The sequence below is a fragment of the Chitinophaga sp. 30R24 genome, from assembly GCF_049056765.1.
Classification (GTDB): domain Bacteria; phylum Bacteroidota; class Bacteroidia; order Chitinophagales; family Chitinophagaceae; genus Chitinophaga.
Window position 1 is genome coordinate 118,807 of sequence record NZ_JBJGXX010000009.1, and the last position, 23,151, is coordinate 141,957.

Here is a 23,151-nt window from a genome sequence, read left to right on the forward strand (position 1 = left end):
CAACTACCTTGTTAAGGCGCGGATAGTCACCTTTATTGAAATACTTAGTTGGTTTTCGAAGCAGTACTGTGGATAAAAAATCACCCTTTAGTTGGAAAAAAACTACTTCTTTTTTTCTATTTTTATGTCAGAATATAAAATATGAAAACCAACCGGTTAGAAGAAGCAACCGGCTATTTTAAATCCTAGAAGAACCATCAGTTATGATACAAATTACCTTATCTTACAAAAACCGTGAGTATCTGTACTTCGAAGACACTTCTCTTGCGCAGATTGCAGAAGTTACCCGGAAGCTCCTTTGTGCCCTATTGGAAGATATTTATGATCTGGTTACCAAAGAAACAGGACGTTTCCTGATTTACCTAGACCATCACCCTAAAATTGAAGTAGAAGGATTCAGTCATGATCTCCGCAACCAAATAGAACGCACCTTACGGGGAGAATATGCTTTCGATTACGATTATTGAAGCAGCTCCATATTTTCACATCTGTCATTTAAAGTATGCTTACCTTTGTAAAAATCAAGACAAGGAGCATGCAGCTTTCCTTTATACAGGTATTGGAATTACTCGGAACTTTCGCTTTTGCTGTTTCAGGCGCTACCGCCGCCATTAACAAATCGTACGATGTGATCGGATTATTGTCGCTGGCTTTTATCACAGCCATCGGTGGCGGAACTGTACGTGATTTGCTGATCGGGGCTACTCCTGTGGCCTGGATGACAGATGGAATCAGTAACACCGCTATCATTGCAGCAGCGATTATAGCGGCAATGTTTTTTTCCTATGTAAAAAAACTCACCCGTTTGCTGAGCACTTTTGATGCCATCGGCCTCGGCCTGTTTACCATTACAGGTATCGACAAAGGTCTCGCAGCAGGCTTACCGCTACCAATATGTGTAGCCCTTGGCGTTATTACAGGCACCTTCGGCGGTTTATTACGCGATGTAATCTGCGGAGAGCAACCTATCCTTTTTACACGAGAAATATATGCTGCAGCCTCCCTTGCTGGAGGTATACTATATGTAGTAGCAGATCGTTATTACGGCGCTTCCGGAGACATTGCACAAAGTATATCCATCGCCGTTATAGTGGTGATACGACTCGTAAGCCTACGTCATAATTGGCAATTGCCCCGCATGAGAACATAAAAATTATTTTGCCTGGCTACCCACGAAGAGAAAACCACGTTAGCGGCCATACACTTGCCGCCAGGCCATGGTACTATTATTCCGACTAAAATCCCAGCCATCTAACCGTATCCTGATTACGGGCGTATGATGCAACATAATAATTATATTCTACCCTCTCTTTTTATTACCGGCAACAGAATTGTGAAAATAATCAGCAATAATGTAATGATCGGATAACCAAAATGCTGGGACTGATTCTACAGCGATTGTCCTGTAAATGCTGGTACCAGGCATGCATGAGCTTTTTAATTTTTAGCGCGATTTTACAAAACAATTTTAAATTATTTCGTGTTATTACATTAAACGCAAACGAGAAGATTATATACAGCTATATGTAACTATTTTCCAGATGTAGCCATCATTCCATAACGTTAATTTTCGCTATGGTCGAATATAACACGCTAAAATCCAAAATGATTATATACTGACAGTAACCCTGCACGGAATTCGTGACGGGAAGCTATTGCCGCTTTAATTTTTTTTAGTTGAACAACAGGTAAATCCGTTATTGATTACTAGGTGGATGTTATTTGTTCTCTTTTTTTAATAAGAACAGAAGAAAATCAATATAGACGGAACAGTTAGCAGAAAAGCCGTCCCGATTCTTCGGGGCGGCCTTTTTATGTAGCGGTAAACCAGCAGACACAACACCTACCAACAACACGTTTGCCTCTTCCGGCTGTTAGCACCGGAGATGCACATCATCAGTACAACAGTAATTGCAAACTACCCTGGTTACCGTTACTTTCCGCCACAGCCCTTCTATGCATGCGGGCATTATGTTAAATAACGTTAACCCGTATATGTTTTTAGTACTGATTTTACATACAGGAACTGACCTTAAGCCTATAGTAATACTTGTAATAATAAACCTGAAAAAAATAATCTGCTTGCAACGTAAAAGTGATTAAATTACAAGAGAGATATACCCATTATAAGAATCAATAAAAAATGTTTATGGAAAAAAGGAAACTGGGAAAATCCGGGCTTACTGTAGCCCCTCTTGCCTTTGGCGGCAACGTATTCGGCTGGTCGGCCGACGAAGCTACTTCTTTTACCCTATTGGATGAATTTATTGCACAGGGTTTTAACCTGGTAGACACTGCGGATGTATATTCCAGCTGGGTGCCTGGCAACCGGGGCGGTGAATCGGAAACGATCATTGGCAAATGGATGCAGGCGCGCGGGAACCGGGATAAAGTGGTAGTAGCTACAAAAGTAGGTTCAGATATGGGTTTGGGAGATGGAAAAAATGTGACCAAAGCCTATATACTCAAAGAAGTGGAAGCCTCTTTAAAACGGCTGCAAACAGACTATATTGATTTATATCAGACCCATTTCGACAGCGAAGCCACACCAGTGGAAGAAACGCTGGAAGCATATGCTACGCTGGTAAAAGCAGGCAAAGTAAGGGCCATTGGCGCCTCTAACATGAGCGCTGCCCGCTTGTTGGAAAGTTTACAGGCCAGCGAAAAGAATGGCTATCCTCGCTATGAAACCTTTCAGCCGGAATATAACCTGTACGACCGGCCAGACTATGAAAACAATTATGCCGCTATCTGTGAAGCACAAGACCTGGGCGTGATCAATTATTATTCCCTGGCCAGCGGCTTCCTTACCGGTAAATACCGTAACGAGGAAGATATCAGCAAGAGCAGTGCAAGAGGCCAAAAAGCGTTAAGCTACCTGAATGAAAGAGGCTTGCGTATCCTGGCTGCCCTGGATAAGGTAGCGGCGGAATATCAATCCACACCCGCTGGCGTTTCGCTGGCGTGGCTCCTCTCCCGTCCGGCCATTGCTGCGCCTATTGCCAGTGCTACCAGCATCCCTCAATTACATGAACTGATCAAGGGCGTGCAGTTGTCGCTCGATAAATCTGTTTTAGAATTATTGGATCAAGCCAGTGCGTAATTCACTGATAAAGGTAACGCCCATCAATACCTGAAAATGAAAGAGGCGATCTCTACTTTTGAGATCGCCTCTTTCATTTTCAGGTACCTGCGGGGAGACAAGTAACCATTTAAGCGTTTTTTAGGCGCTTATGCTATTCTTTGCTCTCATGCCTCTACCTCTATTAGAGGCGGATTTTGAGCCCCACATTCACGCCCAATCCACCTATATTGATATAGGATTTTATGTCATTGGCAGGTATATTATTATTTTTATACACCACAGTAGTACCTATCTGATTAATAGGGGTATTAGAATTCTGGGTGAGGGTAGTTACGTACTTGGTATCTTTTTCGGCAGTGCTCAATTGATCCAGGGAACGGGTAGATACTACCTGTATAGGTGCTCCGGCAGCGCTAACAAGTGTATTGGTTTCTGCATATCTCACCACATCTTTGTCTTTGCTCTTAACAGGTACATTCCTGTATTCTGCTTCCACAAAAATATCAAAGTGGGAAGCTATCCGGAAAGATACGCCCAATGCCCCCTGGTAGCCGAGGGTAATATTAGGCTTTACTGCTTCCTTGCGGCTAACATCTGTTGCGATCAGAGAGCCCGGAGGCACTGGTAATCCTGCCGGAGGAGCAGAGAGCTGATCGGCTTCCGTTTTTATATACAAACGGCCCCAAAGCGGAAACACTACACCAATACGCACGTAAGGATTCACTCTTTCCAACCCCGGGCTTACCACCAGGCTGGGGGCAAAATCCACAGCATATACATACCCGTGGGAAGTGATGTCTCCCAATTGCTGGCTGGGAGCGCCTACTACGGTAGTTAACTGCCGTGTCATCAAATTTTTGGAGCTGTGGAAATAATTAAAAGTTCCTTCTATAGCCATATACCTGTTGATGTTATAGCCAAAGGACAAGCCTACACGGAATCCTTCTCCATAAGAACCTGTAAGCACTTTGCGGCTGATGGTATCTGCAATGCCAGTAACGGGGTTCACCTCTGTGTGCAGATCCTGCGGAGGATAAGGCCCCACATTGGGAAATTGCCCGGGAGACACACTAAAAAAATAACCACCTGCAACTTTAAAATAGAATTTTGAATGGGGGGAAGAAGCGTGAGAATCGTCCTGGGCCTGGGTAGTCACTGCGGCAGCCATTAGCGCTGCTGAGCAGATCAGGAATAGTCTTTTCATAATGCAATGGTTTTGGTGTATTATATTCGCCTGTTGGAAGTTAACAAATTATTAGCAAATAACCATTACGAAATCCATTAAAGTACGATTAAACTAAAAAGCTTCCGCTAAAGAAAGATACAATCCTTTTTGTCTTGGCTCGCCACCACGCTTTTCTCCTATCGCATAATCCACCCGGATGGTCAGCTTAGCATTTTCATCGTAGAAATACCGAATCCCTCCACCATAGCTAGGTTTGAAGCCTCCAAAACGGAAATCACGATTGGCAAATACAGTGCCCGTACCAGCAAAAGCTGCCAGTGCAAATTTGGGTTTCAGGTCTATAAACCAAGCCCTTACACGCATTTTGGGATCTATCAGATAGCGGTATTCTGCCTGACCGGCCAAATAATTCTGATTCCGGTATCTACCGGTATAGTACCCACGCATCAGGTTATCATTCCCCATCTCAGGAAGCAGGTAAAAAGGCAGCTCATTGCCTTGCAGGCTATTGAACAAGCCATTTAACCCTAAGGTACTTTTCCGGGAGATCGCAAAAAAATGGGTACCCGAAGCTTCGATCTTTACAAGTGGATGCCTGCTCAGGAAAGCGGGCGCATAGGCTACATGAAGCCGCAATAAGGAGCCATGGCGGGTATAATTTTGATTGTCGCGGTTATCATATACGCCTGCTATTCCCAGGAAAGTAACGTACCCCCCATCTTTATCAATTAGTGGCATAGTAGTATATATCCCTTTATTATCACCGCTACCATAGGTATCATGCTGGTACAACAGGGAAATGCCGGCATAAAAATGACCGTTAACACGCCGCTCCCCTTCCAATTGCACCCGGTAACGGATATTATCTACGAGCGACCTGGTATCATAATGAGTGGTATCTCCAATGCCAAAGAAATAAAGTGGGTAATTCTGGTAACGAAAAATCCCTTTCAAATGCCAAAGATTATCGTGTGTCCAGATATTGGCCCGCAGATCTATCTTGAACTGTTTCTGCGTTGTTATAGCCGGAATCAGGTTCAAGGTGGAATTGCGTGTATCCGGGTCAGGGTTTTTATTATCTGTATAAAAAGAATACAACATAGCAGCGCCTATCTCCAATCCCTTTTCCTGTGAATAAGCTAATACCGGCAATGGAAAAAAACTGCGCCTCCGCAGCAGCAAAGTATCGTTTATACCTGTCCGTAAAGAATCGGGCTGGTCTTTCACTCTTGTAATACTAATGAACTGAGCTTTTGCGCCTGTAGCTAAAATAACCAATAAAGCCGTGATATGGAGCTGCTTATACATAAGCTGCAAATGTATAAAATTACATGCAGACATTACATTGGTGACCATTTTTCATACCAACCCCATTTCGTCGTTCAACGCTGATTCAGCGGAACATCATATAAAAACTTGCGGCACCCGCTACTTTTTATTCCCACTTCCTTTGAATCGTGGCACATTATCTTTAATTTTAACCTATATTATTTAAGGTGGACCGCCCCAAAACCGCTCCACTCTAGTCACAGCCAACACCTTTACACTATGTTGCCGGCCAGTCCTTTGAATAAATACGTTTTAATCCCCCTTTATCTGCTTTTACTATCGCCTGTGGTAACGGCGCAGCAGACAATCAGCGACAGTTTATTGTCGGCCCTGCAACAGCATCCCCAAAAAGATACAGGCAGAATCTACCTGCTCAACCAACTCTCCAGGAGTTACTTTACACGCAATACCGCGGCAGCAGCCACCTTTGGCCAGGAAGCCCTGGCCTTGAGCGACAGCCTCCATGATGTAACAGGTAAGATATGGGCTCTGCGCAACCTTGCCCTGGTAGAAAATACCAAAGGCCACCTGGATGAACAAATGCGGCTTACTCTCCAAGCACTGAAACTGGCAACAGCTACCAACGACGCCTATACCCTTGGTGTACTCAATAACGATATCGGTAACATCTATACGGAATTGAACAGCCCACAAGACGCCCTTGAGTACTTGAAAAAGTCGTTGGCCATCAAACAAAAAAGGAACGAAAAAGCAGAAATAGGCAAAACCCTCAACAATATCGGATCAGCTTATATTGCGCTCCAGGCGCTTGATTCTGCCATGCTTTACCTGAAAAAAGCAGAAAAGATCAAGTTGGAACTGCACGACCTACGCAGCCTGGCCTTTACTTACGAGAACATGGGCATTATTTCCCTGTTGCAACACCACTACAACGACGCATTGCGCTTCCATGGACTCTCTGCTGCCTATTACGAAGAAGCCGGCAATTTACCCGGCCTGGTAAAAGCCAGTTTGCACCTGGCAGAAGTGAAAACCATCCTGGGCGACCTGAAAGATGCAGATAAACAGCTCAGTAGAGCTAAGTTACTGAACGAGCAGCTCGGGAACACAAAAAATGAAATGACCTATTACAAAGTGCGATACGAATTGGATTCTGCCAGGAGAGATTACGCCGCCGCCTTTGAAAATTTTAAACAATTCAGTACCCGCAACATCGAGTTTTTTAACGCTGAAAAAGGCCGGCAGATCTCCCGTTCCCAGGAAAAGTATGAGTCAGAAAAAAAGCAACGTGAAAATATATTGTTGAAAAAAGAGCAACACATGCATCTGGCCACCATACAGCAACAGCGGGTACTGGTATTGTCTGCCGCCGCACTGTTTATGGCTTTACTGCTGATTACTGTGATGGTATACCGGCTCTATAAAAAACAACAGGAACTATACCGCGAACTGAATAATAAAAACCGGGAAGCATCGATGCAGAACCGGATCATTCTGGAACAAAACGTTACCCTGGAGAACCTGAACCAGGTAAAAGACAAGATCTTCTCTGTGATATCACACGACCTGCGCTCACCGTTAGCCATCCTGGAGGGATTGCTGTTCCTGCTGAAAGATGAAAAAATCGACGCCAGCCAATTCCGCATCTATACCGATGAACTATGGCGCGATGTTAAAAACACGGCCTATATGATGGATAACATGCTGCAGTGGGCCAGCAATCAAATGAAAGGCATCGGCGTAAAGGCAGACGATTTCGATCTCACCCTGCTGCTAAACCGGGAGTTCGACTTATTAAACACCCTCGCCAAGCAAAAGGAAGTAAAACTCCTACACGAACTGAACAAAAGCATTATGGTATATGCCGATCCGGATATGATCCGGTTGGTATTACGCAACCTAATCAACAATGCCATCAAGTTCACACCTGCCGGCGGTGAAATCCTCATCTCCGCCCGGAAAGACAAGGAAAGCGCCGAAATAACGGTGAAGGATAACGGCACTGGCATCCCGGTAGAAAATCAACACCGCATCTTCTCCAATATTTACTACTCTACTACCGGCACTCAAAATGAAAAAGGTTGCGGACTGGGATTGCATCTTTCCAAAGACTTTGTGGAACGCAACCATGGCCGAATCTGGTTTAACAGTATGCCAGGCAGTGGTAGTAGCTTCTTTTTTACCATCCCATTAGCAGATGAACAGGATATTAACCCTCACGGCTATACGATGGTAGTACAAGACCATCCAGTAAACGGGGTAAGGGTATTAAGAAGATAATCAGCAGATCGTTGTAATGCTAATGTAGTGCCAACGGAGTTCAGCCGCCTTCAGCAACGGCCATAATTTCTATGTTCAGCGCGCGCCTGATTAACCTTTCTGTTTCTTTATCCGCCAGGGGCATCAACAGCTGCACCTTAAACTGTACATAATCTTTCTTGATCTCGATTGTTTTGAGAGAAAAACTTTCTGGCGTAAAACTGGCGGAATAGCTCACTATTGCTTTACGTTACCATCATAAGCAATCATGCGCTCTTTATGGCGAAGGTATGTTGGGGAATTGATTTGCAAAGCAGGTATTTACTTCATTTTATCCAGGATATCTTCCCAGATAATGCGGGCAATCTGTTCAGATTCCACGATCCGGATACTCCCTTCCAGGGTATCTTCGTGATCGGCAGTAAAGGTGTCGTTATGGGGTTCATACTCTTCCAATACATGTTCGCTTACATCTGGCACCACTTGAAATGCTGTTTCCAGCGCTCCTCTATCGATCGTAATGACCAACCCATAAGGCTTTCCTCGTATAATCACCGTAATACTGTGCTTTTCCATCGCCAAAAATCTTATGGTTAGCTATTACGCTGGCTGCCGGGAGCTAGCTATTACAAAGTTACAGCTATCAACTGCCAGTAACCAGCAGCCAATAGCTGTAATATCATCATCTAGTGCGCCATCGCTGCTATTTTTCTGCGGGCAGTTACCGTTCTTTTTGGAGCGGCTTTCTTCGCAGTGACTTTTTTGGCTGTTGCTTTTTTGGCTGTTGCCTTCTTAGCAGTAGGTTTTCTTGTGGCAGCTTTTTTAGCGGTAGCACTTTTAGCGGTAGTTTTCCGGGTAGCAGTGCTCATCATAGAGGATTTCTTTGGCGCTGCTTTTTTAGCAGTAGCTTTTTTAGCAGTAACTCTCTTCGCTGTAGCACTTTTTATAGTACTTTTTGCAGTGGATTTTTTTGCAGTGGATTTTTTGGCCATTGCTCTTTTGGGGACTTTATCTCCTTCTGCCCTGGCTTCAGATAAGCCAATGGCGATTGCCTGTTTCGGATTAGTTACTTTTTTTCTGCTTTTTCCGCTTTTTAATTTGCCTTCCTGCATTTCCTGCATCACTTTCTTCACTTTGCTCTGGGATGCTTTTGAGTATCTTGCCATGACAATAAAAATTTAGATGGGTTAAGAAAATAAAATAACGACTTACTAAAAACAAAATACAAGCCATGGAAATAAGGGGTTTAGCACTGCTAAAAATGTGGAAACTGACCCTTGAGTGTGATAAAAATTCTATGAATTGTGGAATCAATTGCCCTATCTGCAACAGACTTTTAATGAAAATGCCCCCTGGTGCTGAAATTTAGCGGTGGCACATAACTTGATTCGTATTTGCCGAAAATGTTTTAACCACTATCACTAAAAAACTTCAGGATTATGGAAGACATCAGATATCATCAGGCATCTCCGGTTGCTCATGTAGAAGAGAATAATCAGGAACCTAAAAAGCACAGTAAACGCGGATTTGCTTCTATGGACCCTGAACAGCAACGTGCCATATCCAGGGAAGGTGGTAAAGCTGCCCATCAACAAGGCGTTGCGCACAAGTTTACCTCAGAAGAAGCGCGTGCAGCAGGTAAAAAAGGCGGTGAAGCCGTAAGTCGCAACCGTGAACACATGGCAGCTATAGGTCGGAAAGGCGGCACCAATCGTGGCAAAAAGAAAAACAGTACAGTAAACGTTGAAACTGATAATCAGCAATAGCCCGTCAAGGGTTATTGCTTTTTATTTGGTTATTATTCTCCCCAAACTGTAGCGGCAATGTAAATTTTCTTCATTGCTTTTAACCTATGGTAGCTAAAACACGCTGGCTTTATTTAACCCTTATTTCATTCAATGTTCCTTTCGGATAAGCCTCAATTTCTCCCAGCTATCATCCGGATATATGGTGGAAATATCCTTTTCGCTACCTGCATCTTCCTTTAATATCAGCTTTATATTCCCCGGCTTTCTGCCGAAACATGATTTCCTGTGGAGCGATTGCGTATATCAGGCCATAGGCGCCTTACTTACATTTGTATTGGCTGGCTCCCCGAAAAAATAATTTAACTATATTTATCCAGGCATTATTTTTTTGTGACATGATACAGGAATCTGATATCAGGATTGGCAATTATGTATCTTATTTCGATTATAACATGGAAGAAACCATTTTTATAGTCGAAGGGATCTTAAAAGGCTATGTTTATAACTCCGGCTTACCCCTTAGTAAACTCCCTATAGAAAAGGTAAATCCGGTTGTATTAGATATTTATCTGCTTGCCCGCTTCGATTTTCTCAAGGGAGATCCGGAATATGGTGAAGATGCGAATGTATATTCATTGAAATATAACCGGCTGCATAGCATCCATATCCGCCACGAAAACGGGACATTTCAACCACTTACCGACGCTCCCGGCGAACTGGTGCCTTATGGCCGTCCTATTGTACATGTACACCAGTTACAGAACCTATTCCACGCCCTTACCCGGGATGAACTTACTTTATTTGATTAAGCCTATTTCCACTTTTCCGGTTTAAACAATACTTTGCCGTCCCGTTCTATTATCCAGGCGGTAACCGGATTAACGTGATATCCCCCCATATCGGCGCCACGCGCCTGTACCAACTGCTTTAAAGTAGGCTGCCGGTAGCCTGTATCGTCTACTGCAAGGCTCATAATTTCTGTAGGCAACCCATCCCAATACCATAAATGGCGAAAACGGGTATGCGCCTTATCCAATACAGGTTCCTGCAATTGTGCCCGTTCCCAGTGCTTTCCAGCATCAGTACTGATCTCTACCTGGCTTATCTTTCCCCGGCCACTCCAAGCAATACCGTTAATCTCTATCCAGCCCTTTTCCACCTGCCCGGGATAAGACGGATAGGTGATAATAGACCGTGCGTCCATATCAAAACTGAATTGCCGGATCTTGTGGTCCCGGATCGTTTCTGTGTATTTGGATGTTTCTTCCCGGGTCATAAATGGCTGATCAGATAATTCTATACGGCGTATCCATTTCACATTGGTATTTCCCTCCCAACCGGGCAGGAATAAACGGGCTGGATAACCTTGTTCCGGGCGTATAGCCTCCCCGTTTTGCCCATAGGCAATCATGGCGTCTTTCCACCCTTTTTCTACCGGGATACTACGGGTCATCACAGCAGCATCTGAACCTTCGGCCAAAAACCAGGTAGCCTTAGGATGTACGCCCACTTCCCGGAAAAGGGTAGACAACATCACACCGGTCCATTCACTCTGGCTGGTCAGCCCACATATTTCTTGCGGCGTTAGGGTTTCCTTGCCCGATCTGAAGTTCCCCGAGCATTCTATAAAGGCGATCCTGGAAACAGCCGGAAAACGCTTTAAATCGCGTAAAGAAAATACCATCGGCCGGTCTACCATCCCGTGGATGAGCAGCTCATATTTATCAGGGTGTATGAACGGCACACCCGCATGACTTCTTTCAAAATGCAGGTCGGCAGGCGTGATCATACCATAAAGATCTTGCAGCGGAGTACGTGCAGAAATATCCGACGGTTTCTTCGAAAGCTGTTCAAAAGATGAGCGGGTACCCAGTTTCCCCGGGGGCGCACCCACCGTTTTAGTAGGATCAGCGTAAGGCTGCGCGCCATCGGATGGCGGAGCACCGCCTCCGTTATTGGCCGGAGGAGATTTTACTTCATTACTACCAGGGCTTTGTATACCGGCGCTTCCCATCAGGGCCACCGCCGCAGATACGGCAGCAGCCCTTAATACCACTCTCCTGGGAATCTTTTTGTCTTCGTGCCCTTGTTCATCTGTCGACATACATTTACTATTTTATTTCGTTGCCACCGCGGCGGTCATCGTCTACATAATATTTTTTCGCCGGCATCACTATCTTCGGCAGGTTCATGGCATTAAGCTGCAGGGTACTATCGATGATCTGATTACGGTATAAAAGGAAAGCAGTAAGATGGTACACTTCATCATTGCTAAGCGATCCTGGTGCATTAAAGGGCATTGCACGGCGGATATAATCAAATATAGTAGTTGCATACGGCCAATAGTTGCCAATGGTCTTTACATGGGCAGTGTCGCCTATAGGCGCTACCAGGCGGTTAGGCGTAGGTTCTGCGCCGGTTTCACCATGACAAAGCGCGCATTTTGCCAGGTAAATTTTCTTACCGGAAACGGCATTACCACTACCCGGCGGCAGCCCGTTGCCATCGGGGCGAATAGCGATATCCAGCGAATCTATCTGTGCAGCAGTGGCCGTTTTTCCAAACCCAAAATGTACCGGCCATTCCCGCTCCGAAGACTGGGAGGCTACATCGTGGCAAGCCATTCCCCATACTGCTATGGCTACCAGGCAAGCGTATCTATATTGTATCAGCATATCTTCAAAATACTGGTGGTTCCACGAAGTATAAAGCCCCGCCGTAAAGGCGGCTTGTTAGCTAATAATTTCCCGCCTGCAAAGTGCTACGCGACAAGGCATATTGCTTATTTACGCGATCCAGCACCACATAAATACTGTCTTTATTTTCATCAACACCACTGAGCACTATATGCGAGCCATCCGCGGTGGTATATTTCACGATAAATCTCTTACGGAATTCATTTGCCGGCGTTGCTGCATAATCTTTTGCCCTTCGGGCAGATAATGCCAGCGGATTAATTTTTACGGCTTCATCTCCTATATTTTTGAGCGCTTCGGCAGGAATCCATTTTTCTTTGGTTTTCTTTTTGACCGACTGGCGACTCATAGCCCTTTCTGCTACTTTATCCGGCACTGCGCCCCCGTCACCCCCTACACCGGCGGTACGGTTACGCCTGTCGGGAATAGGCTTATACTTATCCTCCAGATACAATACCTTATTCACTTCATCAGCATAATAATGGAAAGCCCGTTGCCCGCCTGCAAGACCGGTGATCTCGAAGGTACGGTTCACATCCCGTTGCGGATCACCACCACCATTGGATAAGTCAAGCGGATGTGGCTTATTGACCCTGAAAGTGAAGGTAGACCAATCCTCAAAAGTAGCTTCCTGCCAACGTACCGTGTCTACAGGTGAATATGGGATCACCTGGTTATTGATCCTGAATTCCGTTACCTGGTAATTGCCACGCAATTCTTTTACACCGGCTACTGCCGGTTGCTTATATGGATCGTAGCGAAAATTGATGTATTGCAGGTAAAACAATACACCCAGGAACAGGAAGATAGTGAGCGACTTCAGCCCGATCCGGGTATATTTCAACCAGGGCTGTGAAAACGAAGGATAAAAATTTACCGGTACGGTGAAACGTTCCTGTACCAGCAAACGATATATTTTAGGCACATCATTTACCAGCAGGAAAGCAGACAACAGTACAAAGTAACTGCTATATACATGTACACCGCCGTCATAGGCAAAATTCACATATACAATGTCGCCCAATGCGCCCAACAGAAGAATGGCTCCCAGTGTAGTGGTTTTCCGGAAAAACAACAAGGTACCGGCAGTTATTTCTACCACACCTGCAAACACCTGGTACCACGGTACAATACCGATGGATAGCCAGTAGATCTTTTGAGCGGTAAGGTCACCGAAGTTGGTATTTAAAATACCCAGGGATGGATAAGGCATTTGCAGTGGCAACAACTTCGTAAAACCAAAACCGATGATACCTATACCAGCACGATATCTTACTACTACGCGGAGCCAGTATGCTGCACGGTAATATTCTTTGCGTGGCAATTTTCTCACTTTCACAACAACGGTCCAGATAAGGCTACCCCCAATAGCCACCAGCAAAGTGGTGACCCAATTGGCATATCCTAGCAACTGGCTGCCGAAAATAGTATTCCCCAGAAAGTTAATACCGGAACCAAAACGGGCGATATCATAGAGATCACGATAGTTGAGGTGGAACCAGTTCAGTTGCACTAACTGTTTATACCATTCCGCACTATTAGGAACAGAGATGGCAATAAAGAAGATAAAAGCGATGCGGAATAAGATCAGTTGATATTCCTTCCAGGCCGGCAACTGGGATAAAGTAGCGTCAGTTGCAGGCGGAACTTGTGCAGCACCTTCCCTGATCACTATTTCACCGGATAATGTGTGTGTAATCTGAGCCATGATAATAAGTTTATAATTTTAATGTCCTGATTCTTCCTCTACCGTTAGCCACTTCTTCCAACAGGTATTTTTTGTTGACCTTTTCCAGCACTACATAAATAGAATCCCGGCTATAAGCGATGCCACTTAATATGATGCTGTTCTTATCCGGGCGGGAATAATGCAGGGAAAAAGATTCGGTTGATTGTGGCAGCCTGTTTTGCAGTATAAGCAACTGACGGGTGGTATCTACCGTATAGCTGTAATAATGACGGCCATTAGTACCTTCAATTTCGTACAGCCGTTCTGCGTTATTACCAGAAACCAGGTGTTGGTTATTGGCATCTATGGGGGCAGGTTTGTTACTACGGATACTAATGGTATTCCATTCTTCAAACACCACATTATTCCAGCGCAAAGTATCTGTAGGGGAATAAGCCAGCGTATCACCGTTCACGATAAACGTCGCTACATTATATAAACCTTTGCTGGCTGTCAATCCTGGGGTTGTGGGATATTGATAAACATCCTGTTTAGCGCCAACGCCGGTTTTAATCCCATAAATCACTACAAAAAACAACAGGAACAATGTTTTTAGTGTTAGCCGGCCATAGCGTTTTACCCCTTCAAAAACGGGTTTGAACGTAGCAGCAGCAGTGGGTTGTTGCAAAATGAGCAATCGTACAACGCGCTGGGCATCGAAGCTGAACACTACTAAGGCAAAAGAAATAAGGAGCAGGCTGTATACCTGGTCGCCGCCTTCATAAGCCAGATTAGACATAAAAATATTACCGCAGAAAATGAGGAAAATAAAGGCGCCGATAGAAGCCGTTCTTCTAAACAGCAGCAATATGGCCAGGATAATTTCCACCAATCCAAGGAAGAGTTCATAAGAAGGTACAATGCCTAAACTAAGGGAAAAAAGTTTCCAACGGGTAAAATCGCCGTAAGGGGTATTCAGGCTGCTCAGCGATGGATAAGGCGCCTGCAGGGCAAAAAACTTCAGGAAGCCATAAGCCAGCACAGACAGCGCCAACCGGTAACGGAGTATCACCCGTAACCAATAGAAAGTGGCATTATACGCGTGGGTACGGCCCTTATCCAGATAGGTCCAGATACCGGCGCCTATAATCGCCAAAGCCAGCAGAATGGCCCAATCGAGGTAAGTAGCAGGACCGGCAGCAAACCTGGTAGTATAATTCGCCAGGTTAAAAATATCTTCATAATGAAGATGAAAAAGAGAAGTGGTAAAAAGGCAGTGGTAAAATTTCCAGTCAAGCGGCAATGCCTGCAACAAAAAATAAATAAACACTATCCTAAAGCCGATCTTCTCATAATCTTTCCAGGCGGGAGTTTCCCCGAAAGTAACGTTACTCATTAGTGTATTGTTATAAAGTGATAAGATCAGTAACCATCGTTTTGTTTCAGATTGCCATTCGATAACACTACTTCACTGGCAGGGATTGGGAAGAAATATAATCTTGTGTCTGTTACATTGAGTACGGTGGCTGCACGGCCGGTACGAACCAGGTCGAACCAGCGATGTGGTTCCAATGCGAATTCAATCCGTCTTTCATTTTCAACGGCTAGCAGCAGGTCTTCTTTACCAGTAGCGGTAGTGGGTTGTAACCCTGCCCTGTCGCGTATAACGTTGAGGTCTGCTGCTGCTGCATCCAGTTGATTTTGTTGCGCTTCCGCTTCTGCACGGATCAGGTATAATTCTGCAATGCGGATCACATAAGCCGGATCAGTAGCTGGGCTGCGGTAGTAGAGATTTCCATACCATAAACCAGTGGAGGTAACGGCTACGAGTGCATTACGGTTGCCGCCTATTCCGGGGTCGTTCACCAGGCTCACAAAAGCGTCGGAGGGCGCCCATTGCCGCGTACCATTGTTAGCCGGCGGTTGCCAATAATTGCGATGACCATTGGTATAAGTAGCACTGTAGGAAAGCTCAAACACCGACTCCCGGGTAGCTACAGCGCTGGCAGGGGTGAAGAATGCACTATAAGGCTTTTGCAGAACATAGTTTTTAGTATCGCTGATCACTTTGGATGCATAAGCAGCTGCCTGTAACCAATCTCCCTGATAAAGGTAATAACGCGACTTTAATGCCCATACAGTTTCCTGGTTGGCCCGCACCGGATTGGGCGTAGCGGGAACCTTCAACAAAGAATCTGCCGCATTAAGATCACTAAGCACCTGTTGGTACACCTGCACCTGCGTACTGCTCTTAATATTGCTTTTACCGGTAGAGTTTAATGTAGGCGTTAACGTTATCTGCACATTTCCCCAGGTTCTGGCCAGGTCGAAATAGCACAAAGCACGAAGAAAATATGCTTCGCCCAGCACCTGCTTCCTCTCTGCATCTGCAAAGGTAGCATCCTGCACGCCAGGCACTTTTGCCAACACATTGTTAGCTGCATTAATGGTAGCGTAAATACTAGACCACACACTTTGCAGGTTGCCATTGTCTGCAGATATCCTATGTGTAATAAACTGTTGGATCACTGATTGGGAGCCGGTCCACTGCACATTATCACCAGGCAGGTAACCAAATGTTTGAAATAGGGAACCATAGTAGCTATCCCCGGCCAGTTTCCTGTATACACCACGCAGTGCGGTATTGGCTGATGTTTTATCAACAATGGTAGCATCATCAGCTACCGCATCCCTGGGCGCCACGTCAAGGAATTTACTGCATGATAAAGTTCCCAGCATAGAAAAGACAACCGCAATATATTTCAGATATGCTTTCATAAAATCTCAGATTAAAATGGATTAAAGGGTTACGTTCAGGCCAAATTGCACACTGCGTGGTTGCGGCGGCGTGCCCAGATCCAGTCCCTGTACAGTTTGTATACCGGTAACATTGGCTTCCGGATCGGGTCCTGTGTATTTAGTAAGCAGCCAAAGGTTTGTACCAATAAAGTATAACCGCAGCTGTTGCAGCTTTAATCTTTCAGTTACCGATTTAGGGATGGTATAGCCAAATGTGAGTGATTTGAGGCGCAGGAAAGAGCCGTCTTCAAGAAAACGGCTGTTCTGGTCTACCGTATAGTTAAGACCGTAAGCAGTGAGCCTTGGCACCACCGTAATATCTCCGGGTTTCTGCCAGCGGTTCAACTGGTCTGCAAACAATACGCGGTTAGCATCTCTTGTACCGCCCCCTTCTCCAAAAAAACGGTTCAGGTTATATATATCATTGCCATACTGGAAAGATAACAGGATGCTCAGATCAAAGCCTTTATAAGTAAGGGTATTATTGAATCCCCCATAGAACTTAGGCATGGCATTACCCATCACCTGGCGCGCAGATACTGGCAAAACACCGTTTTGTTCACCCTGGAAAATCACATCACCAGTTTTGGGATCTACCCCCAACTGTTTGTACAACCAAAAAGAATACATAGGCGAACCTTGCTGCATAATGATCCAGTCGCGGTTATACTGATAGATCGGTGTAGGTAGCTTCTCTATCCGGTTAGTATTGCCTGCAAGGTTAAAGTTACTGGTCCATGTAAAGGAGCGGGTGGTAATATTGATAGTATTCAGGCCTATTTCATATCCTTTATTGCTGATTTCGCCGGCATTGCTATAGTAGGTACCGAAGCCGGAAACACCTTGCTGTGGCAATTGCAGCAATACCCTGCTGGTATATTTGGTATAAATGTCCGTGGTAAGGTTGATGCGGTTCTTCAACAAGCCTATATCCACTCCTAAATTCGTTTGGGCTGTTCTTTCCCAGCTCAGGTTGGGGTTAGACAGTTGTTGTGGCGCCGTACCTGGCTGATCGCCACTGCTGTTGTCGGGATAGCCGGAGCCGCCAGACCACAATCCTTTTGAGGCGAAGTTGCTGATTCCGGACTGGTTACCAGTAACACCATAGCTTAGCCTTAACTTAAGGTCGCTGATATTGTTCACATGCTTCAGGAAATTTTCATCCTTTAATCGCCAGGAAGCACCTACTGCCGGGAAGTACCCCCATTTTACGTTATTCCCAAATTTGGAAGAGCCATCTGCGCGGATACTGGCCTCAAAATAGTACTTACCTGCATAGTTGTAATCTACCCTGGAGAAGAAAGAGGCAAGGTTGTTACGGGTCCACGACTGGGAAGAAGTACGTGTAGCCGCTGCCGATATCAGCTTATAAGAATTATTCGGAAAACCTGAACCCTGGGCGGCAGTTAGCGTTTCTGTATTGCTTTGCACCGTATTACCTAAAAGAATACCGAAGAAATGCTTAGTGCCAAATTGCTTGCGATAAGACAATGTCTGTTCATTAATCCAGGTAGTGTTCTGGGTGATGGCAGAAGTAGCCGACCCATTAGTAGGACTAGCGCCTAGCTGGGTAAGATTATTCCAGTATTCCGATTCATTGTAGTTATTATAGTCGATACTGAAAGTGCTATGGAATTTGAGATCAGGTAGTAAGGTAGCGTCGAGGTAAAGATTACCGATATAACGCAGGCTCGTCGTATGTACGTTATAGTTATCTATGAGCACCTGTACGTTATCAAATCCTGCCCAGCGGGCGGGAGTACCATCCGGGTTGTTTTCCGGCAGGTAAGTGGGCGTATGCAAGGCGGCCTGGAGAAGACCACCTTGGGGGCCATCGCCAGAACGGCCTTGGGTACGGTAACTGCGGGAAAAACTATTGCTGGCGCCAATAGTTACCTTATCGTTTACCCGTTGGTCTATATTCAGTTTAAAACTGGCCCTTTCAAAAGAAATTGGTTTCAGAATGGATTCCTGTTTGGAATAACCACCACCAAAGTAATACTTGGTATCGCGGTTACCTCCGGAGAGCGACAAGTTATAATTCTGTAAGGGAGCGGTTTGGAAGATCTCACCTAAACGGTTGTACGTTTTTTGGTCTTGTGGCAGCCCTCTGGGGGCCGGAGTAGCTTCAGGGTGATCTGTGAGCGCCCGGAAAGGCAGGTAAGTATATTTAGCAATACCATTTTTATCATTAGCAGCTGTAGCATCGGCCAGGGAGTTGCGGTAAAATTCGTTGAGCAGTGCTGCATGTTGAGGGCCGGTGGTGAGGTCCCAAAGCTTAGGCGCCCAGGCCGCACCGGCAGATACATCGAGATTTAGTTTAGCCTTTGAGTTATAATTACCACGGCGGGTAGTAACAATCACCACACCGTTGGCGCCCCTGGAGCCATAGATGGCCGTAGCGCTCGCATCTTTTAATACCTCAATATTTTCAATATCAGCAGGATTAATATCAGCCAATGGGGAAGTAGATCTGCCACCGGTATTCACCGTTTGCAAACTGTTATTGTTAATAAATACCCCGTCAATAATATACAACGGATCATTGTCTGCATTGATAGAAGTAGTACCGCGTACACGCACAAACACACCATCACCTGGCACACCTGTATTCGAGTTAATCTGCACGCCCGCGGCGCGGCCTTGCAACTGCGCATCAAAACTGGCTACCGGCACACTGGTTACTTCACTCCCTTTAATAGACGAAACAGCGCTGGTAAGATCCCTTCTTTTGCGGGTGCCATACCCTACTACTACCACATCATTCAGCTGTGTACTCAATTCCTCTAAAGTAATATTGCCTATATGGGCCCTGTCGGCATACACTTCTTTCAGCTTATAGCCCAGGGCAGAGATCTGATAAATAACAGGCACCTTCTGTCCGGTTAAAAAAGAAAATTCTCCGTTAACACCACTTTGTACCTCGTGTGTAGTTCCTTTAATATGCACCAAAGCGCCACCTATCGGCTGCTGGTTTTTGGCGTCAATAAGTCTTCCGGAAAGCGAGATGTTGTTCTGAACAACGGTTTTGTGCGCGGGAGAAGTAGTGTCCGCATCTTTCGGCTGCTGCGAGGTTTGGGCCCATGCAGCGGCTGAGAGCAGCAGCCCGTAGCTGCATGCAATAGCAATTTTCATTATCTTTACTTTGGTATGAAAAAATGAGGCCGGTGATAGTACGCTAATACGATCACTGATAATTGTCCAGGCAGCCTTGTTTACCAGCCGGAACTGCGCTAACAGTTCCGGCCCTTTTTATATGTGATTGGTTTTCTCTAACATCGGTTCGCAGTATATTCCACGCTGCAAAATTTCCTCAATAAGTGTGGTAGCGTATGCATGTAAGTTAAATTTTGAAAGATAAGACGGTCATATCAACAGGCGGATAGTATTCTCCGTACGCAAATCCGGAAAGCTGTCTGGCTACAATAATACAATATTTTTCTAAAAGTCTATAATTTAAGTAGACTAATTAAAAAATATTCCCGGCAACCTTCTGTGCATGATGTTTGTTGACCTAAGTGTGGTTATTCACACCAAAAAGAAAATTCCATGAGTACCAACACTTCTCTTATTCCCAATCCTGCAGCGCTGGATGAGTTATGTGTCAATACAATCCGTTTTCTTTCTGTAGATGCTGTGCAGAAAGCCGATAGCGGGCATCCAGGTATGCCTTTAGGCGCTGCTCCCATGGCTTATGTGCTGTGGACAAAATTTTTGCAGCATAATCCCTCCGATCCTAATTGGTTTAACAGGGACCGTTTTGTGTTATCTGCCGGACATGGTTCCATGTTGTTGTACAGCTTGCTACATCTCACAGGGTATGATCTTTCCTTGAATGAGATCAAACAATTCCGGCAATGGGGCAGCAAAACGCCGGGGCATCCGGAACGGCACCATGCACCTGGCGTAGAAGTGACCACAGGACCATTAGGTCAAGGATTTGCTAATGGCGTAGGCATTGCAATGGCAGAAGCTTACCTAGCGGCAAAGTACAACCGTCCGGGCGACCCAGTGATAGACCATTATACGTATGCGATTGTGAGCGATGGCGACCTAATGGAAGGCGTAGCTGCCGAAGCCGCCTCTCTGGCCGGGCATCTGCGGTTAGGGAAACTGATATACCTATACGACGATAACCGGATCACATTGGCTTCCGCCACACCGGTTACCTTTACAGAAGACCATGCCTTGCGGTTTCAATCGTATGGTTGGCATACGTTAAAAATAGACGACGGCAACAACCTGGAAGCCATTGAGCAAGCTATCCGCGATGCACAGGCGGTTACCGACCGGCCTTCCCTGATATTGGTCCGTACCCATATCGGTTACGGCTCTCCGAACAAACAAGATACCTGTGCCGCCCATGGCTCTCCCCTTGGAAAAGAGGAAGTAAAGCTCACCAAGGAAAACCTGGGCTGGCCAGTGGAACCTGCTTTTCTGATACCGGAAGAAGCACTGGCACATTTTCGTAGCGCTGTTGACGTTGGCCAGCAGTTGTCTACAAAATGGGAAGAGCGCATGGTGATCTATGCGCAGAAATACCCGGATTTGGCACAAGAGCTCCGTTCATTGATACATCAACAGATTCCGGAAAACTGGACCAAAGACATTACCCCTTTTCCGGCGGATAGTAAAGGTATGGCCACCAGAGCCGCTTCCGGCAAAGTGATGCAGGCTTTCTTCAAGTATTTACCCGGCTTCATCGGAGGCTCCGCAGATCTTAATACGTCTACCAATACAGAGTTGAAAGATGCCGGGAACTTTGAGAGCGCCGCGATGAAGAACGGCGATCTGCAAGGCGCCGCCGGCGGCGTATGGAGCTATGAAGGCAGGAACGTACAGTATGGCGTCCGGGAACATGCCATGGGGGCCATTTCCAACGGCATGGCAGCGCATGGCGGCATCATCCCGTTCTGCGCCACCTTCCTGACCTTTTCTGATTATATGCGCCCATCGATACGGTTGGCCGCCTTATCGGCATTAAAAGTAATTTACGTATTTACACACGATAGTATCGCCATGGGAGAAGATGGCCCCACCCACCAGCCAGTAGAACTGCTGGCTGCGCTACGGGCCATCCCCAACCTGGTGGTAATCCGTCCGGCAGATGCCAACGAAACCATTACTGCCTGGCAGATGGCCATCGAAATCCCGGATAAGCCTGTTGCCCTGGTGCTCACCCGTCAAAACGTGGCCACATTAGACCGGAGCCAATATGGCGCAGCCGATCAACTGCACTATGGCGGCTATATATTGCAGGACGCCGCAGATGGACAACCGGAACTGATACTGATGGCCACCGGATCGGAAGTAGACCTGATCGTAGCCGCACAGGAAGAACTGAAAAAAGCCCATGTTGCCGTACGCACCGTATCGTTACCTAGTTGGGAACTATTTGATACCCAAACGCAGGAATACCGCGACCAGGTGCTGCCTCCTGACATTACAGCCAGGATAGCCGTAGAAGCAGGCATATCACAAGGATGGCACCGGTATACTGGCAACAGCGGCGATATTATTTCCATAGACCGCTTTGGCGCTTCCGCACCCGGACCGCTAATGTTACGTGAATTTGGCTTTACCGTAGAAAATATTGTGCAGCGCGCGTTTGCCCTGCTGAAAATCCGATCTGTAACAACACCTCAAAACACATGAAAAAATTGGTGGTATTTGACCTGGATGGCACCCTGGCAGAAAGTAAGTCTGCCGTAGATGAAGAAATGAGCCAACTGCTGCATGCACTCTTGGGCGTGGCCAGGGTGGCCATTATATCGGGGGGTGCATGGCCCCAGTTCCAAACGCAGGTGCTGGCCCATTTACCAGCAGATGAGCGCCTACAGCGGCTCTCTATCTTGCCTACATGTGGCACGCAATTTTATGAATATAACGGCGAATGGGAAAAATTATATGCAGAAGATTTTTCCAGTACAGAGAAACAAAAGATCATCAATGCGTTAAACCAGGTGATCTCTACACTAGGCTATAAAGCCCCTAGGCTCTGGGGAGTTCCCATAGAAGACCGTGGCAGCCAGATCACGTTCTCTGCGCTGGGCCAGGAAGCCCCGCTGGAAGAAAAGAAAAAATGGGACCCCGACTTTACCAAAAGAAAAAAGATGCAGACATTACTTGAAAAACTAATCCCTGAATTTTCGGTTAGCCTGGGTGGCACTACTTCCGTAGATATTACCAAACCTGGCATCGATAAAGCCTATGGGATCCGGAAGCTACGCGACATCCTCGTGATCCCGCTGGAAGAAATGCTATTTGCCGGCGATGCGATCTTTCCGGGAGGCAATGATTACCCGGCCAAAGAAACAGGAGTAGACTGCGTTAAAGTAAGGGACCCTGAAGAAACAAAACGGATTATTGAAACTATAATATTTTGCTATACAGACTTGTAAAGGCATATGCGATAAAGT

The 23,151-nt window shown here is 45.9% G+C and carries 19 protein-coding genes; 8 read left to right on the plus strand and 11 right to left on the minus strand.

Annotated elements, in window-relative coordinates:
* The first annotated feature begins 203 nt into the window (after window positions 1-203).
* The 3 genes from ACDQ55_RS17155 (at window position 204) to ACDQ55_RS17165 (ending at window position 3,103) form a co-directional block, all read left to right on the plus strand.
* Complete coding sequence (locus ACDQ55_RS17155; RefSeq protein WP_420982683.1) at window positions 204-467, plus strand: hypothetical protein; 264 nt, start codon at window positions 204-206, stop codon at window positions 465-467.
* Between the two features lie 68 nt (window positions 468-535).
* Window positions 536-1,150, plus strand: a complete 615-nt coding sequence (locus tag ACDQ55_RS17160) for a trimeric intracellular cation channel family protein (RefSeq protein WP_420982684.1) — start codon at window positions 536-538, stop codon at window positions 1,148-1,150.
* A 999-nt stretch (window positions 1,151-2,149) separates the two neighbouring features.
* Window positions 2,150-3,103: an aldo/keto reductase gene (locus ACDQ55_RS17165; RefSeq protein WP_420982685.1), complete on the plus strand. Its 954-nt coding sequence runs from the start codon at window positions 2,150-2,152 to the stop codon at window positions 3,101-3,103.
* Between the two features lie 163 nt (window positions 3,104-3,266).
* On the opposite strand, the gene ACDQ55_RS17170 is transcribed toward ACDQ55_RS17165, so the two are convergent.
* Both ACDQ55_RS17170 and ACDQ55_RS17175 read right to left on the minus strand, forming a co-directional pair.
* Window positions 3,267-4,289, minus strand: a complete 1,023-nt coding sequence (locus tag ACDQ55_RS17170) for an outer membrane beta-barrel protein (protein WP_420982686.1) — start codon at window positions 4,287-4,289, stop codon at window positions 3,267-3,269.
* 93 nt (window positions 4,290-4,382) lie between these two features.
* A complete protein-coding gene (locus ACDQ55_RS17175) occupies window positions 4,383-5,579 on the minus strand; it encodes a hypothetical protein (RefSeq protein ID WP_420982687.1) in 1,197 nt (398 codons plus the stop codon).
* A gap of 240 nt (window positions 5,580-5,819) precedes the next feature.
* On the opposite strand from ACDQ55_RS17175, the gene ACDQ55_RS17180 reads away from it, so the two are divergent.
* Window positions 5,820-7,841, plus strand: a complete 2,022-nt coding sequence (locus ACDQ55_RS17180) for a tetratricopeptide repeat-containing sensor histidine kinase (protein ID WP_420982688.1) — start codon at window positions 5,820-5,822, stop codon at window positions 7,839-7,841.
* Between the two features lie 40 nt (window positions 7,842-7,881).
* Here the strand turns inward: ACDQ55_RS17180 and ACDQ55_RS17185 are convergent, their stop codons facing one another.
* From ACDQ55_RS17185 to ACDQ55_RS17195, 3 genes are all read right to left on the minus strand, one after another.
* Complete coding sequence (locus ACDQ55_RS17185; protein ID WP_420982689.1) at window positions 7,882-8,058, minus strand: hypothetical protein; 177 nt, start codon at window positions 8,056-8,058, stop codon at window positions 7,882-7,884.
* A gap of 83 nt (window positions 8,059-8,141) precedes the next feature.
* Window positions 8,142-8,396, minus strand: a complete 255-nt coding sequence (locus ACDQ55_RS17190) for a hypothetical protein (RefSeq protein WP_420982690.1) — start codon at window positions 8,394-8,396, stop codon at window positions 8,142-8,144.
* 110 nt (window positions 8,397-8,506) lie between these two features.
* A complete protein-coding gene (locus ACDQ55_RS17195) occupies window positions 8,507-8,986 on the minus strand; it encodes a DUF6496 domain-containing protein (RefSeq protein WP_420982691.1) in 480 nt (159 codons plus the stop codon).
* Between the two features lie 273 nt (window positions 8,987-9,259).
* Here ACDQ55_RS17195 and ACDQ55_RS17200 point away from each other — a divergent pair, with 273 nt between their 5' ends.
* Together ACDQ55_RS17200 and ACDQ55_RS17205 are read left to right on the plus strand one after the other, a co-directional pair.
* Entirely contained in the window at window positions 9,260-9,586 is a 327-nt protein-coding gene (locus ACDQ55_RS17200) for a KGG domain-containing protein (RefSeq protein ID WP_420982692.1), read from the plus strand.
* 377 nt (window positions 9,587-9,963) lie between these two features.
* On the plus strand, window positions 9,964-10,377 hold the full coding sequence (locus tag ACDQ55_RS17205) for a hypothetical protein (protein WP_420982693.1): 414 nt from the start codon (window positions 9,964-9,966) through the stop codon (window positions 10,375-10,377).
* Window positions 10,378-10,379: 2 nt separating this feature from the next.
* Here the strand turns inward: ACDQ55_RS17205 and soxC are convergent, their stop codons facing one another.
* The 6 genes from soxC to ACDQ55_RS17235 form a co-directional block, all read right to left on the minus strand.
* Window positions 10,380-11,672: a sulfite dehydrogenase gene (soxC, locus tag ACDQ55_RS17210; protein WP_420982694.1), complete on the minus strand. Its 1,293-nt coding sequence runs from the start codon at window positions 11,670-11,672 to the stop codon at window positions 10,380-10,382.
* 7 nt (window positions 11,673-11,679) lie between these two features.
* On the minus strand, window positions 11,680-12,243 hold the full coding sequence (locus ACDQ55_RS17215; RefSeq protein WP_420982695.1) for a c-type cytochrome: 564 nt from the start codon (window positions 12,241-12,243) through the stop codon (window positions 11,680-11,682).
* A gap of 61 nt (window positions 12,244-12,304) precedes the next feature.
* Complete coding sequence (locus ACDQ55_RS17220; protein WP_420982696.1) at window positions 12,305-13,972, minus strand: hypothetical protein; 1,668 nt, start codon at window positions 13,970-13,972, stop codon at window positions 12,305-12,307.
* 10 nt (window positions 13,973-13,982) lie between these two features.
* Window positions 13,983-15,329: a DoxX family protein gene (locus tag ACDQ55_RS17225; protein ID WP_420982697.1), complete on the minus strand. Its 1,347-nt coding sequence runs from the start codon at window positions 15,327-15,329 to the stop codon at window positions 13,983-13,985.
* Window positions 15,330-15,355: 26 nt separating this feature from the next.
* A complete protein-coding gene (locus ACDQ55_RS17230; RefSeq protein WP_420982698.1) occupies window positions 15,356-16,711 on the minus strand; it encodes a RagB/SusD family nutrient uptake outer membrane protein in 1,356 nt (451 codons plus the stop codon).
* A 21-nt stretch (window positions 16,712-16,732) separates the two neighbouring features.
* Entirely contained in the window at window positions 16,733-19,867 is a 3,135-nt protein-coding gene (locus ACDQ55_RS17235; protein WP_420982699.1) for a SusC/RagA family TonB-linked outer membrane protein, read from the minus strand.
* A gap of 414 nt (window positions 19,868-20,281) precedes the next feature.
* Here ACDQ55_RS17235 and tkt point away from each other — a divergent pair, with 414 nt between their 5' ends.
* Window positions 20,282-22,387, plus strand: coding sequence for a transketolase (gene tkt / locus ACDQ55_RS17240; protein ID WP_420982700.1), 2,106 nt, complete (start codon window positions 20,282-20,284; stop codon window positions 22,385-22,387).
* Window positions 22,384-23,133 carry an HAD-IIB family hydrolase gene (locus tag ACDQ55_RS17245; protein WP_420982701.1) on the plus strand — a complete coding sequence of 250 codons (750 nt, stop codon included), beginning with the start codon at window positions 22,384-22,386 and terminating at the stop codon, window positions 23,131-23,133. Before tkt ends, ACDQ55_RS17245 begins: the two co-directional genes overlap by 4 nt.
* Window positions 23,134-23,151 lie beyond the last annotated feature (18 nt).